This is a genomic window from Serratia myotis, from assembly GCF_027474885.1.
Classification (GTDB): Bacteria; Pseudomonadota; Gammaproteobacteria; order Enterobacterales; family Enterobacteriaceae; genus Serratia; species Serratia proteamaculans.
In genome coordinates this window covers 359,946-373,150 of the sequence record NZ_CP099707.1, presented here as the reverse complement: position 1 = coordinate 373,150, position 13,205 = coordinate 359,946, and the positions used below count along the sequence as shown (strand labels likewise).

General features: G+C 55.8%; 11 protein-coding genes and 3 tRNA genes. 3 read left to right on the top strand and 11 right to left on the bottom strand.

The features are described from left to right. Positions 1 to 24 precede the first annotated feature (24 nt). The 7 genes from hflX to nnr all read right to left on the bottom strand — a co-directional run bounded on the left by hflX (position 25) and on the right by nnr (position 8,461). Positions 25 to 1,305, bottom strand: a complete 1,281-nt coding sequence (hflX, locus tag NHG65_RS01660) for a ribosome rescue GTPase HflX (protein WP_085119406.1) — start codon at positions 1,303 to 1,305, stop codon at positions 25 to 27. A gap of 95 nt (positions 1,306 to 1,400) precedes the next feature. Beyond that, positions 1,401 to 1,709 carry an RNA chaperone Hfq gene (gene hfq / locus NHG65_RS01655; protein WP_012004894.1) on the bottom strand — a complete coding sequence of 103 codons (309 nt, stop codon included), beginning with the start codon at positions 1,707 to 1,709 and terminating at the stop codon, positions 1,401 to 1,403. Between the two features lie 114 nt (positions 1,710 to 1,823). After that, entirely contained in the window at positions 1,824 to 2,765 is a 942-nt protein-coding gene (gene miaA, locus NHG65_RS01650; RefSeq protein WP_207978118.1) for a tRNA (adenosine(37)-N6)-dimethylallyltransferase MiaA, read from the bottom strand. After that, positions 2,758 to 4,635, bottom strand: coding sequence for a DNA mismatch repair endonuclease MutL (gene mutL, locus NHG65_RS01645; protein WP_262261522.1), 1,878 nt, complete (start codon positions 4,633 to 4,635; stop codon positions 2,758 to 2,760). The genes miaA and mutL overlap by 8 nt, the downstream gene beginning before the upstream one ends. A gap of 22 nt (positions 4,636 to 4,657) precedes the next feature. Next, positions 4,658 to 6,457, bottom strand: coding sequence for an N-acetylmuramoyl-L-alanine amidase AmiB (gene amiB, locus NHG65_RS01640; RefSeq protein WP_499182871.1), 1,800 nt, complete (start codon positions 6,455 to 6,457; stop codon positions 4,658 to 4,660). Positions 6,458 to 6,464: 7 nt separating this feature from the next. Further along, the gene (gene tsaE, locus NHG65_RS01635) at positions 6,465 to 6,935 is read right to left on the bottom strand and encodes a tRNA (adenosine(37)-N6)-threonylcarbamoyltransferase complex ATPase subunit type 1 TsaE (protein WP_012004890.1); all 471 of its coding nucleotides are present in this window, start codon (positions 6,933 to 6,935) and stop codon (positions 6,465 to 6,467) included. 14 nt (positions 6,936 to 6,949) lie between these two features. Beyond that, positions 6,950 to 8,461: a bifunctional ADP-dependent NAD(P)H-hydrate dehydratase/NAD(P)H-hydrate epimerase gene (nnr, locus tag NHG65_RS01630; protein WP_499182870.1), complete on the bottom strand. Its 1,512-nt coding sequence runs from the start codon at positions 8,459 to 8,461 to the stop codon at positions 6,950 to 6,952. On the opposite strand from nnr, the gene queG reads away from it, so the two are divergent. After that, on the top strand, positions 8,460 to 9,599 hold the full coding sequence (queG, locus tag NHG65_RS01625) for a tRNA epoxyqueuosine(34) reductase QueG (protein WP_099064464.1): 1,140 nt from the start codon (positions 8,460 to 8,462) through the stop codon (positions 9,597 to 9,599). The two genes, nnr and queG, sit on opposite strands and share 2 nt — an antisense overlap. A 298-nt stretch (positions 9,600 to 9,897) precedes the next feature. On the opposite strand, the gene NHG65_RS01620 is transcribed toward queG, so the two are convergent. The 4 genes from NHG65_RS01620 to orn all read right to left on the bottom strand — a co-directional run bounded on the left by NHG65_RS01620 (position 9,898) and on the right by orn (position 10,994). Further along, positions 9,898 to 9,973: transfer RNA gene (locus NHG65_RS01620), tRNA-Gly, on the bottom strand. Positions 9,974 to 10,027: 54 nt separating this feature from the next. Continuing rightward, positions 10,028 to 10,103, bottom strand: a tRNA-Gly gene (locus tag NHG65_RS01615). A 65-nt stretch (positions 10,104 to 10,168) separates the two neighbouring features. Continuing rightward, positions 10,169 to 10,244: transfer RNA gene (locus NHG65_RS01610), tRNA-Gly, on the bottom strand. Between the two features lie 204 nt (positions 10,245 to 10,448). Beyond that, positions 10,449 to 10,994, bottom strand: coding sequence for an oligoribonuclease (gene orn / locus NHG65_RS01605; protein ID WP_085119392.1), 546 nt, complete (start codon positions 10,992 to 10,994; stop codon positions 10,449 to 10,451). A gap of 183 nt (positions 10,995 to 11,177) precedes the next feature. On the opposite strand from orn, the gene rsgA reads away from it, so the two are divergent. Next, positions 11,178 to 12,227, top strand: a complete 1,050-nt coding sequence (rsgA, locus tag NHG65_RS01600) for a small ribosomal subunit biogenesis GTPase RsgA (protein WP_078459334.1) — start codon at positions 11,178 to 11,180, stop codon at positions 12,225 to 12,227. A 75-nt stretch (positions 12,228 to 12,302) separates the two neighbouring features. Continuing rightward, on the top strand, positions 12,303 to 13,199 hold the full coding sequence (gene asd / locus NHG65_RS01595) for an archaetidylserine decarboxylase (RefSeq protein WP_499182869.1): 897 nt from the start codon (positions 12,303 to 12,305) through the stop codon (positions 13,197 to 13,199). Positions 13,200 to 13,205 lie beyond the last annotated feature (6 nt).

The following is a 13,205-nucleotide window of genomic DNA, read 5'->3' as shown; positions in this document are numbered from 1 at the left end:
AAGCTCAAATGTAACAGGATATGATCATACTATAAAGTTAATCAGATCCTGTTCCTGTTTGCAGAGGCGACGCCATTCGACGATGGGCATACGCACCACCACACCAATGCTGCCGTCTTCTTCGTTCCACTCTTTCTCAATTGCCTGAAGCTGGTAAAAACGGCTACGAAGACGGCCTGCCTCTGGCGGTAAGCGCAGCTCATAATGCGCGATTTCCCCCGATAAGCGCTCCGTCAACGCCTGATACAGCAACGGGATACCTTCACCGCTGGCGGCGGACAGCCACACCCGGATCGGTAAGTTTTCATCGTTGCGGTCGATACGCGGAACAAAATCATCCAGCATATCTATTTTGTTCATCACTAACAGTGTAGGGATCTCATCCGAGTCAATCTCTGCCAGCACGGTATTTACCGCTTCAATGTTTTCATCGACACGGGTATCCGCGGCGTCGATTACATGTAACAGCAAAGAGGCCTGACGCGTTTCTTGCAGCGTTGCCTTGAAGGCGGCCACCAGATCGTGCGGCAGGTGCCGGATAAAGCCTACGGTATCCGCCAACACGGTATCGCCCACATCGGCCACATCAATGCGCCGCAAGGTTGGATCCAGGGTGGCAAATAGCTGGTCTGCAGCATAGACATCCGCAGACGTTATTCGATTAAACAGGGTGGATTTACCGGCGTTGGTGTATCCCACCAGCGATACGGTTGGCACTTCAGCACGGGTACGCGCACGTCGGCCCTGTTCACGCTGCTTAGCTACCCGCTCCAGGCGGCGTAGAATCAAGCTAATGCGATCGCGTAACAGACGACGGTCGGTCTCTAACTGGGTTTCCCCTGGCCCGCGCAGGCCAATCCCCCCTTTTTGACGCTCAAGGTGCGTCCAGCCACGAACCAAACGCGTGGCGATGTGACGCAACTGCGCCAGCTCTACCTGCAGCTTACCTTCATGGGTACGGGCACGCTGGGCAAAGATGTCTAGAATCAACCCGGTGCGATCGATCACCCGGCATTCGCACAGGCGTTCAAGGTTTCTCTCTTGCGCCGCAGAAAGGGAGTGATCAAACAGGACAACAGATGCGCCACTGGCTTTTACCGCATCTGCAATTTCTTCGGCCTTTCCTTCACCGACAAAGTACTTGGGATGTGGGGCTTTGCGGCTACCAGTCACCACTTGCAAAGCTTCGACACCCGCAGAGGACACCAGGGATTCGAACTCACTGAGATCTTCTGTATCTTTGTCTTGCGAGAAATAGATATGAACCAGGACGGCCTGCTCACCGGCTTCATAACGGTCAAACAAGCGTGCAACCTCTCAAACGGGAACCCGTGAGTTTGGGGGACATAAACAGCCCACGGCTGCTTATGCTCCCCGTCATGGTTGACTCGCAACGCGCTTTATTCAGCGTCATCGCTTTCCTGCTGCGGCTGTTGCGGCGCAGACGGGTTGTTACCATGGTGATAATTACTGGTGCCGCCGCTCGGAGTATTGCTATGGTGCGAAACCGGGCGTGACGGGACAACGGTAGAGATAGCGTGCTTATAAACCATCTGGCTCACCGTGTTTTTCAACAGGATGACAAACTGGTCAAAAGACTCAATCTGGCCTTGCAGCTTAATACCATTCACCAAATAAATAGAAACCGGAACACGTTCACGACGCAATGCGTTCAGGAACGGATCTTGCAAAGATTGCCCCTTAGCCATTCTATCTTTTCCTTATTTGCTTGTTGTTTTTAACTAAGAACCTGTCGGCTCTAAAATAAACGACCTAAAAAATTTGCGCGCTGAATACTCATCAATTGTACACAATCACTCAACCTATGCACTAACAACCTGTATTACCGAGTCCAAAGCCTCTCCCGGCTTCTCGCTGTCCAGCCAATGTACCGAGTCCCAGCCTCGTAACCAGGTCATTTGGCGCTTGGCCAACTGACGCGTTGCGCAAATACCACGATAAACCATCTCATCGTAACTAATCTCGCCAGACAAATATGACCACATCTGGCGATAACCGACACAGCGAATGGAAGGCAAATCCGTATGCAAATCACCCCGTGCAAAAAGTGCACGCGCTTCCGTTTCAAAACCTGCCGCCAACATTTGATGGTACCGCAGCTCGATACGTTGATGAATCAACTCACGGCTGGTCGGTGCTATCGCAAATTGGTGAACATGATACGGCAACGATTCACCCGAAATTTTAGTCAGTTCCGTTAAAGTTTTACCCGAAATAAAAAAAACTTCCAGTGCTCTGGACAGTCTCTGCGGATCATTCGGATGAATTCTCAATGCCGCAACCGGGTCAATCTCTTGTAACTGACGGTGTAAAGCGTCCCAACCCTGCTCTGCCGCCTGCTGTTCGATGCGTTCGCGCACCGCCGGATCGGCGGGCGGTAACGGCGATAATCCTTCCAGCAACGCCTTGAAATAAAGCATGGTGCCACCCACCAGCAGCGGGATACGCCCGGCAGCGGTAATGGCAGCCATTTCTTTCAGTGCGTCGGCACGAAAATCCGCAGCGGAGTAGGCTTCGGCAGGATCGCGTATATCAATCAGCCGATGCGGCGCCTGCGCCAATTCTTCAGCGCTCGGTTTGGCCGTGCCGATATCCATACCGCGGTAAATCAGCGCGGAATCCACGCTGATCAATTCCACAGGCAGGCGTTCACGCAGCGCGATCGCCAATGCGGTTTTGCCCGAGGCGGTCGGCCCCATGATAAAAATAGCCGGGGGACGTGGTGTCATTTCAGTTTCAATCATGCCTAAGTGCTGCCAGTGCAGCCTGTAAATCAACAGGTTGTAAAAGTCCGCTCGGTGGTGATTTGACCAGCTGCGGGCAAAGTCGTTCAACGTCGGTCAACAATTGTATCGCTTGCGAGGTGTTCCATTGCTCATGTTCGCTCCCTAAATGGCGGGCGAACCAGGTAGCCAATACCGCGGGCGACATCTCCTGATGCTCGGCCAAGTAGCCTAACAGTTCGGGTATCAGTTTTTGTAAATTTTGTTGGCGTAATGGTAAAGGTACTGCGCGCAGCGTCACACGCCCATGATCGGCCTGCAGATCCAGCCCCATTTTTACCAATAGCGGCTGATGGTGCACACAGGCAGCCGCTTCTTGCTTGTTCAACGTCAGCTTGATCGGGATCAGCAGCGGCTGAGGCCGCAAACCTTCTGGCGAAGGATTGAGTTGCGCCTGGCGCAGCCAGCGTTCGGCCACTGGCAGATTAAGCAACATCAATTGCTGACGGTTTTCAATCAGCGCATAGCAGGGAGGGTGGATCATCAGCACCCGGCCGAAACTGTGCTGACTGCCGGCCAGCGGCGTTTCCTGCTCGGTTTTTACCGGAGGGAACAGCGGCTGTTTCGGTGTTTCTTGCCGTAGAGGCTCAGCCGCCGGAGTGGCCTGCAACAGTTTGCTGTACAGCTCACCTTCACGTTTCTGATAACCACTGCCCGAATGATAAGCCGGTTGTGGCGCACGCTCACGCGCGACGGCAGGTTCGGTCGATGCGGTTTCGCGGCGCGGTGCCGGCTGCGAGAAGTGGTTGCCACCGGCGGCGACGCGGTTTTCCGGCTGCCAGACTGGTGCAGATGGCTGATCTGTTTCCTCGGCCAGCGGCAGTGGTGCATTGCCAACCTGCTGCAATACGGTGGTTACCGCCTGATAGATAAAGTCGTGCACCAGCCGCGCCTGATGGAAACGCACTTCGTGCTTGGCCGGATGGACATTCACGTCCACCTGATGCGGGTCAACCTCGAGATACAGCACATAAGCCGGCTGCTGGTCGTCTTTCAGTTGATCCTGATAGGCCTGACGGATGGCGTGATTGATCAAACGATCGCGCATCATGCGGCTGTTGACGTAACAATATTGCATTTCGCCCAGTTGGCGCGCGCCGGCAGGATCGGCCACCCAACCGCGAATGGTCAGATCACCGTGCTGCCAGGATATGTTCAATGCATGCTGTAAAAAAGCCGGTCCACAAATGCTGCCCAGGCGACGCTCGTACTGGCTTTCATCTTTCGCCGCACGATACTGGCGCATCAGTTTGCCATTGTGGCTGAGGTTAATTGCCACATCGAAGCGTGCCAGCGCAATGCGTCGCACCACTTCATCGATATGGCCGAATTCGGTTTTCTCGGTGCGCATAAATTTGCGCCGCGCCGGGGTGTTGTAGAACAGATCCAAAACTTCCAGCGTGCTGCCTGTCGGGTGCGCCGCCGGCTTGACCGTTACTGCCTGGTCACGGCCTTCGGCATAAGCCTGCCAGGCTTCGTTTTGTTCTGCGGTGCGAGAAGTGAGAGTCAAACGGGAAACCGAGCTGATGCTGGCTAAAGCTTCACCGCGAAAGCCGAGGCTGACAATGGCTTCCAAATCGTCGAGGGTGCTGATTTTACTGGTGGCGTGACGGGCCAGCGCCAGAGCCAAATCATCCTTGCCAATACCGCAGCCGTTATCACGGATGCGAATCAGCTTGGCGCCACCGCGTTCGATATCAATATCAATGCGCGTCGCCCCGGCATCCAGACTGTTTTCCACCAGTTCCTTGACCACAGACGCGGGGCGCTCGACCACTTCACCGGCGGCAATCTGGTTGGCAAGCTGGGGCGGTAACACCTGGATGGGCATGCTGACTCCTGTAATGTGGGCACTAGGCCTGCGGAATGGTCAGCGTCCGATCCAGCGGCGCGACGTCCGACTTCAGTTTATTCACGCGTTTCAGGTCGCTGACGCTGACACCATAACGACTGGCAATAGATGTCAAAGTATCACCGCGGGTCACTTTGTGCTTCGACGGCTTCTTCACGCTGGGCTTGGCCTTGGCGACCGTGCTGGCTGCGGCAGTTTTACCCGCCGGCACTTTGAGGCGCTGGCCGACCCACACGCCATCTTTCTTCAGCTTGTTCAGCTCACGCAACGCCGCCATGGTGGTGCCATAGCTGTCGGCGATACCGGAGAGCGTTTCCGCCCGCTTCACCACGTGAATCTGTGTTTTGCCGCTAATGCGGCTGCTGCCGGCCGAACTGACGACCGGTGCAGGCTGACTGACGTCTGGTGTTGAGGAGTTAACCGCCGCTGCGACGTCCAGCGGTCGGTTTTCCACCTTTGGGTCGGCTTGTAGCGGATGCGCCAGGAAATAACTGCGCAGGCCGTTATGGATCGCCTTGGCAATTTTTTCCTGATACGCGCTACTGCCGAGCAGCCGCTCCTCCGTGCTATTACTGATAAATCCTGTTTCCACCAGCAATGATGGAATGTCCGGCGAACGCAACACGCCAAGGCTGGCATGTTCCGGACGACGTTTATGCAATGAACCGACGCTTTGCAACTGCTGCAAGACTTTAACCGCGACATCGTAACCCACGCGTTGCGAGTGACCGAACTGCAGATCCAGCACCGCCTGGCTCAGGTAAGGGTCCGCCTGGCTGTTGGCCAGCAGATCACCCGCCCCACCCAGTAATTCAGACTGTTTCTCATGCTGTTCCAGCCAGCCCGCCATCTCACTGTTGGCACGGCGGTTGGACAACACCCAAACCGAGGCCCCGTTGGCACTGCGGTTTGGTGCAGCATCGGCGTGAATGGAGATCAGCACGTTTGCGCCCTGCTTACGCGCCACGTCGGAACGTCCCATCACCGAGATGAAGTAGTCGCCATTACGCGTTAAGACCGGTTTGAACTGAGGATCGGCATCCAGCAACGCCTGCAGGCGACGAGCGATGGCAATAGTGATATTTTTCTCTTTCAGGCCGTTCGGCCCGATGGCACCCGGATCCTGACCGCCGTGACCGGCATCAATCGCCACCACGACCCGATCGCCGGAACCTGCGGAAACGCGGCTGCTACGCGGCGTAACTTCCGATGCGGTACCTGCAACCACGGTTGGCTTATTGGTGAAGGGGTTCGAACCACTCGGCGCTTTACGCACCGGGACTGGCTCAGGCTCAGGTTCACTCACCACCTGCGCTTTGCGCACTGGCTGGCTCACGGCCACCGGAGCAGGCACCGGCACCGGGGCTTTACGCACGACATTTGTATTCGCACGGCCTTCCGCGGCAATGGTAAACACCACGGTATAGATACTGCCGCTCTGGCGTGTCGCCACCCGGGTCTTCGCGCGCTGGGTCAGATCAAACACCAACCGCACGCTCTGGGCATCTTTCGGCGTACTGGAGCGAATGCTTTTCACCAGGTTTTGTCCGCTAAAATTCAGCGGCAGACCGCCAACTTTGCCCTTCTGGTTAACGTCCAGGACCACCCGGTCAGGTCCGTGTAAAGGGAAGAAGGCATAATCCGGCGGGCCATTGAAGCTCACCGAAACCGTAGCTTCGCGCTGGGCATTGGTGACTTTAATATCAGACAGAGAAGATGCCGCCAGCGCACTGGCCGCACCCAAGGGCCCCAATACGGCGATCAGGGCGATTACGAATAGTTTTCTCAACGCATACGTCATTGCGGCGTCATTCCTGTGGCCCGTGAATACGGTCTAAAAGCTGGCTGCCGTAGGCGGAAACCGCCTGAATTTTTGCCTCTCGCCCCTGATCCTGATAGCTGAGATGCAGTTCCAGATCCGGCTCCGGCAATACGCCCGTGCCCTGCTGTGGCCATTCCACCAGGCAAATGGCATCCTGCGCAAAATAATCGCGAATACCCATAAATTCGAGTTCTTCCGGATCGGCTAAGCGATACAGATCAAAATGGTACACCGCCAGCGGTTGCAGCGCATACGGCTCCACCAGCGTGTAAGTTGGGCTTTTAACGTTGCCCTGATGCCCCAATGCCTGCAGGAAACCCCGGCTGAAGGTGGTTTTACCGGCACCCAGGTCACCGTAAAGATAAATTACGCTGGCACGATCGCACGCCTTAGCCAAGACGGCTCCCAATGCGACAGTCGCTGCCTCATCCGGCAGAGGTAAAACGAGTTCTTTCATTCGATAGTTTCTATTTATGCCAACTCAGGATTAACGTAATAAGGAATTTCAGGCAGTAAATCACTCGCCAGCATCCCCCTGATTCCTTGTCTTGCCGCCACGCGATCGGCAGTTGCGCCATGCACCACACATCCGGCACAGGCAGCATCATACAGCGAGAGCTTTTGCCCCAGCAAACCGCCGATGATGCCCGACAGGACATCACCCATCCCGCCAGAGGCCATGCCTGCATTGCCGACGTCGGCGATCGCCATTTGGCCTTGCCGATCGGCAATCAGCGTGCCGGCGCCTTTCAGCACGGCTACGCCACCGTATTGCGCCACCAGGTTACGCACTGCAAGTAAGCGATCACTCTCAATCTCGGCAGTACGGCACCCCAATAGGCGTGCCGCCTCCCCAGGATGCGGGGTAATCACACGATTCTGACGCTTCTCGGGGTTTAATGCCAGTAAGTTAAGCGCATCCGCGTCCCATAACGCCGGTTTATCACTGGCTTGCAATACTTTCAGCGCATTCCTACCCCATTCTCCCTGGCCTAATCCCGGCCCCACGACCAGCACATCAGCCCACTCGAGTGCCTGTTGCAGCGCCTCATCACTCAAAGGCTGCACCATCAGCTCAGGTCTGGCGGTCAGCAAGGGTCCAACATGCTCAATGTGAGTGAGTACTCGCACCAATCCTGCGCCGCTGCGTAAGGCCGCTTCTGCCGCCATACGTATCGCGCCACCAAAGCCGTGATCGCCACCGACTACCAGCAGACGCCCTTGTTCACCTTTATGTGAGCAGGGACGACGCGGTTTTAGCCACTGGGGCAAGGACTCGGCAGTAAGCCGCTGAATCGGTGTCGGTTGCTTCGCCAACCAGCCAGATAATCCTAGCGTACTCTGGTGAAGTTGCCCGACCCAGTCACGAGCCTGACCGGTCAACAGGCCCGGTTTGAGGGCAATAAACGTCATCGTGTGCCTGGCGCGGATCACCGCCCCAGGCGCAGCGCCGCTTTCAGCCAACAGTCCAGAGGGAATGTCGAGTGCGATAACCGGTGCGGGGTGGCGATTAGCGGTTTCAATCAGGGCATGGTATGGCGCTCGTGGTGCGCTGCTCAACCCGGTGCCAAGCAGGCCGTCGATAATCAGGTCGATGCTCTCCGGCCAACGGCTCTCAGCCGGAAGAATTTCGCCGCCAGCAGCCAGCCAGGCCTGCCGTGCTTCGGCAGCCTCAGGCGGCAGTGGGCGCGTGCCTTCGCAGGCGATCAGACTGACCTTGACACCAGCCGCCGCTGCCAGCCTGGCGACCACGTAACCGTCACCGCCATTGTTGCCATGACCGCACAGCACCAGCCAGTGGTGGCCGGCCGGGTATTGGTCAAGCGCCAGGGTATAAGCGGCCTCTCCGGCACGTTGCATCAGTTGGTATAGTGAAATACCTTGCGAGGCGGCGGCGCTGGCTTCCGCACGCCGGATCCAGTCCGCAGACCAGACAGAGTGTGATAAACTGTCAGAGTATTGTTTTTCACTGTGGCCCGTCATGACTCACCCCCTCGATCTCAATCAGCTAGCCCAACATATCAAGCAATGGGGCCAATCGCTAGGATTCCAGCAGGTAGGCATCTGCGACACCGATCTCAGCGCGGAAGAGCCTAAACTACAGGCCTGGCTGGACAAACAATACCACGGCGAAATGGAATGGATGGCGCGCCACGGCATGCTGCGCGCCCGGCCTCATGAGTTACTGCCCGGCACACTGCGTGTCATCAGCGTACGCATGAACTACCTGCCGGCCAAAGCGGCCTTTGCCAGCACATTACAAAACCCTGAGCTGGGTTATGTCAGCCGCTATGCACTGGGGCGGGACTATCACAAATTGCTGCGCCAACGGCTGAAAAAACTCGGCGACCAGATCCAGGCCTATTGTGGCGAGCTAAATTTTCGCCCTTTTGTTGACTCCGCACCGGTGATGGAACGCGCCTTGGCCTCCAAGGCCGGGATTGGCTGGGTTGGTAAACACTCACTTATTCTCAATCGCGAAGCCGGTTCCTGGTTCTTTCTCGGCGAACTGCTGATCGATCTGCCCCTGCCGGTAGACAAGCCGCAACAGGAACAATGTGGCCGCTGTGTCGCCTGTATCACCACCTGCCCGACCGGTGCCATCGTCGCGCCCTACACCGTGGACGCCCGACGCTGCATCTCCTACCTCACCATCGAACTGGAGGGCGCGATCCCGGAAGAGTTCCGCCCACTGTTAGGCAACCGTATTTACGGCTGCGATGATTGCCAACTGATCTGCCCGTGGAACCGTTTCTCACAGCTCACAGACGAAGATGACTTCAGCCCACGAGCTGCGTTGCATGCGCCGCAACTGATTGAACTGTTCGATTGGACGGAAGAGAAATTCCTGCGCATTACCGAAGGGTCCGCTATCCGGCGAATCGGCCATTTGCGCTGGTTGCGTAATATTGCCGTGGCATTAGGCAATGCCCCTTATCAGGATGCGATAGTCATTGCGCTGCGCTCCCGGTTGGAACAGGACGCCATGCTGGACGAACATATTCATTGGGCGCTGGAGCAGCAGTTGGGACGGCGCGAGGCACAGGGTATAGAAGTGCAGACAACGCAGAAAAAACGATTGATTCGGGCTGTGGAAAAAGGATTACCGAGGGATGCCTAAACCCTTGCTTTCGGGCCCAACAGTCACTCTGTGGATTTGTGCATAAAAATAAAAATGCTTTGTCTTTCAACTGCAACAAAAAGAGCAAGTGATCGGTATAACGTTTTTCGATAAATAAAAATGCTTACGAATCAATGCAATAAATATTTCATTTCTGTGGCGTTGATTTTTTGAGCTGAGGGTATTATGTACGCTACCTGTGGATAAGTCTGTTCACAACATTTCGACAGGGTATGTATAACGGGACAAGAAGCCGCGCCGATAAAGGCGTTGGACTAAGTTAAACCGAAGATAAAATTGGAGCGGGAAACGAGACTCGAACTCGCGACCCCGACCTTGGCAAGGTCGTGCTCTACCAACTGAGCTATTCCCGCATTGAGATGCTTGTGCATCCGGCCATCAAACAACAACATGGCCTTTGAATTTTTTGGAGCGGGAAACGAGACTCGAACTCGCGACCCCGACCTTGGCAAGGTCGTGCTCTACCAACTGAGCTATTCCCGCGTCGCATGGGTACTACTTGATACTTTTTTTATTCATCACGCCACATAAAGCAGCATTGTTGAATTTGGAGCGGGAAACGAGACTCGAACTCGCGACCCCGACCTTGGCAAGGTCGTGCTCTACCAACTGAGCTATTCCCGCCCGGCGTAACGATGTCGGAACTAAACGAAATTCTTCATCGGTACGGGGTGCGCATTATACGAGAAATCCTTTCTGCCGCAAGCCCCTGAAAGCAAAAAAACACGTTTTTTGTTTGATTGCCGATTAAAGCGCCAAACTGGCTAATTAAGCGGCGGGATCGGCCGCTTTTGACAAGACGACCCCGGTTAAGGGGCCGTGCATCCATTACAACTTAATGAAATGCTCACGGTAATAGGCCAATTCGCCCACCGACTCACGGATATCATCCATTGCCTGATGAGTGCCCTGCTTTTTAAAACCGCTGAGAATTTCCGGCTTCCAACGACGCGCCAGCTCTTTCAAAGTACTGACGTCCAGATAGCGGTAATGGAAGTAGGCTTCCAGCTCAGGCATGTAACGGAACAGGAAACGGCGGTCCTGGCCCACACTGTTACCGCAGATCGGTGATTTACCTGCCGGCACCCACTGCTGCAGGAAGGCAATGGTGGCCAGCTCGGCGGCATGATCATCGAATTGGCTGGCCTTCACCCGCTCCACCAACCCACTGCCGGTATGAGTGCGCACGTTCCAGTCATCCATCAGGCCAAGCTGCTCATCGGATTGATGCACGGCGATCACCGGCCCTTCCGCAAGAATGTTCAGATTGGCGTCAGTGACCAATGTAGCGATCTCGATGATACGATCGCGTTCAGGATCCAATCCGGTCATCTCCAGATCGATCCAAATCAGGTTATTTTCGTTTCCTGTCATGATATTTCCTGCGTAAAAGCCAAAAGATAAACAAACTGCAGACAAGGCGGCGACCGGCGCTGGCTATTTACCGACGGAGGTCCGCTGCGCGTAGCGGCTAACAACGGTTATTTAATATAAAATAGCGTGTATCATAGTCGTTTTGGTCGCCATGAGCGATAAAGCGGATTCAAGTGAGGCGCAGTGAGCAAGAACAAACTGTCCAAAGGTCAAGAACGCCGCGTGCAGGCGAACCATCAACGTCGTCTGAAACGCACAGATAAGAAACCGGAATTGGATGATTCCCAACTGGGCGAGCCGCAAGACGGCATCGTCATCAGCCGTTTCGGCATGCACGCCGACGTTGAAGCCGCGGATGGCACCCAGCACCGCTGCAATATCCGCCGGACATTGCGTTCGCTGGTGACTGGCGATCGCGTAGTGTGGCGCCCAGGCGTCGGCACCCATGCAGGGGTCAAAGGCATCGTCGAGGCCGTGCATGAACGCACTTCCGTCCTGAATCGTCCCGACATTTACGACGGCGTGAAACCCATCGCTGCCAATATCGATCAGATCGTCATCGTTTCCGCAATTCTGCCAGAGCTGTCACTGAATATGATCGACCGCTACCTGGTGGCTTGTGAAACACTGGAGGTCGAACCGCTGATCGTACTGAACAAAATCGATCTGCTGGATGCCGAAGCACGCAAGCACGTCGACGGCATGATGGATATCTATCGCCATATCGGCTATCGGGTGTTGGAAGTCTCCAGCCAGACGCGTGAAGGCATGGAGGCGTTTGAACAAGCGCTGGTTGATCGTATCAGTATCTTTGCCGGCCAGTCCGGGGTGGGCAAATCCAGCCTGTTGAATGCCCTGCTGCCACCGAGCGATAAGCAAATTCTGGTAAATCAGGTTTCCGATGTCTCAGGCCTCGGGCAACATACCACCACCGCCGCGCGGCTGTACCATTTCCAGCACGGCGGCGATGTGATCGATTCACCGGGTGTGCGTGAGTTTGGTCTGTGGCATCTGGAGCCGGAACAAGTGACTCAAGCCTATGTCGAATTCCGTGACTATTTGGGCGGTTGTAAATTCCGCGACTGCCGCCACGACACCGACCCAGGCTGCGCCATCCGCGGGGCGATGGAGAAAGGCGATATCGCGAAAGAGCGTTTTGAAAACTACCATCGCATTCTGGAAAGCATGGCATCCGTGAAGGTTCGCAAGAACTTTACCGACGCCGCAGGCTGATAATACCGGGCGGCGTTGACTGTGGCGGAGCCACGGTTACAATGCGCGCCCTTTACCCCGATTCACGAGGTTAATGTGCTGGATAGCATCAAAATTAAATTGCAGTATTGGTTACCCAAGCTGGCGCTGACCCGTCTGGCTGGCTGGGGCGCGGATAAAAAAGCCGGTTGGCTGACCCAGTTGGTACTGAAGGCATTCGCCCGTTACTACCGTGTGAATATGCAAGAGTCGCAACACCCAGAGCTGAGTTCTTACGCCAGCTTCAACGAATTCTTTGTGCGCCCGCTGCGTGATGGCGCGCGTCCTATCATCAGCGATGCCAACTGGCTGGCGCTGCCTGCCGACGGTGCGATTAGCCAACTCGGCCCAATCAACGACGACCAGATTTTCCAGGCAAAAGGCCATTACTACAGCCTGGAAGCACTGCTGGCCGGCAACTACATGCTGGCCGAGCCGTTCCGCAATGGCCTGTTCGCCACCACTTACCTGGCACCGCGTGATTATCACCGCGTGCATATGCCGTGCGACGGCGTGCTGCGCGAAATGATTTACGTCCCGGGCGACCTGTTTTCCGTCAACCCGCTGACTGCCGCCAACGTGCCAAATCTGTTTGCCCGCAATGAGCGTGTGATCTGCGTATTCGATACCGCCATCGGCCCCATGGTGCAAATCCTGGTGGGTGCCACCATCGTTGGCAGCATCGAAACCGTTTGGGCCGGCACCGTTACACCACCGCGCGAAGGGATCATCAAACGCTGGACCTATCCGGCAGAAGGCTCTGAAGGCGCTATCGCACTGGAGAAAGGGGCAGAAATGGGCCGCTTCAAGCTGGGCTCAACGGTCATCAACCTGTTTACCCCAGGCAGCGTGCAGTTTGCCCCGCAGTTGAACAACGGCACCGTAACCCGCATGGGCGAGGCCTTCGCAGAAATCCCGGCTGTACCTGCCGCCGCACAAACACCGCAGATCTAAGGGAAT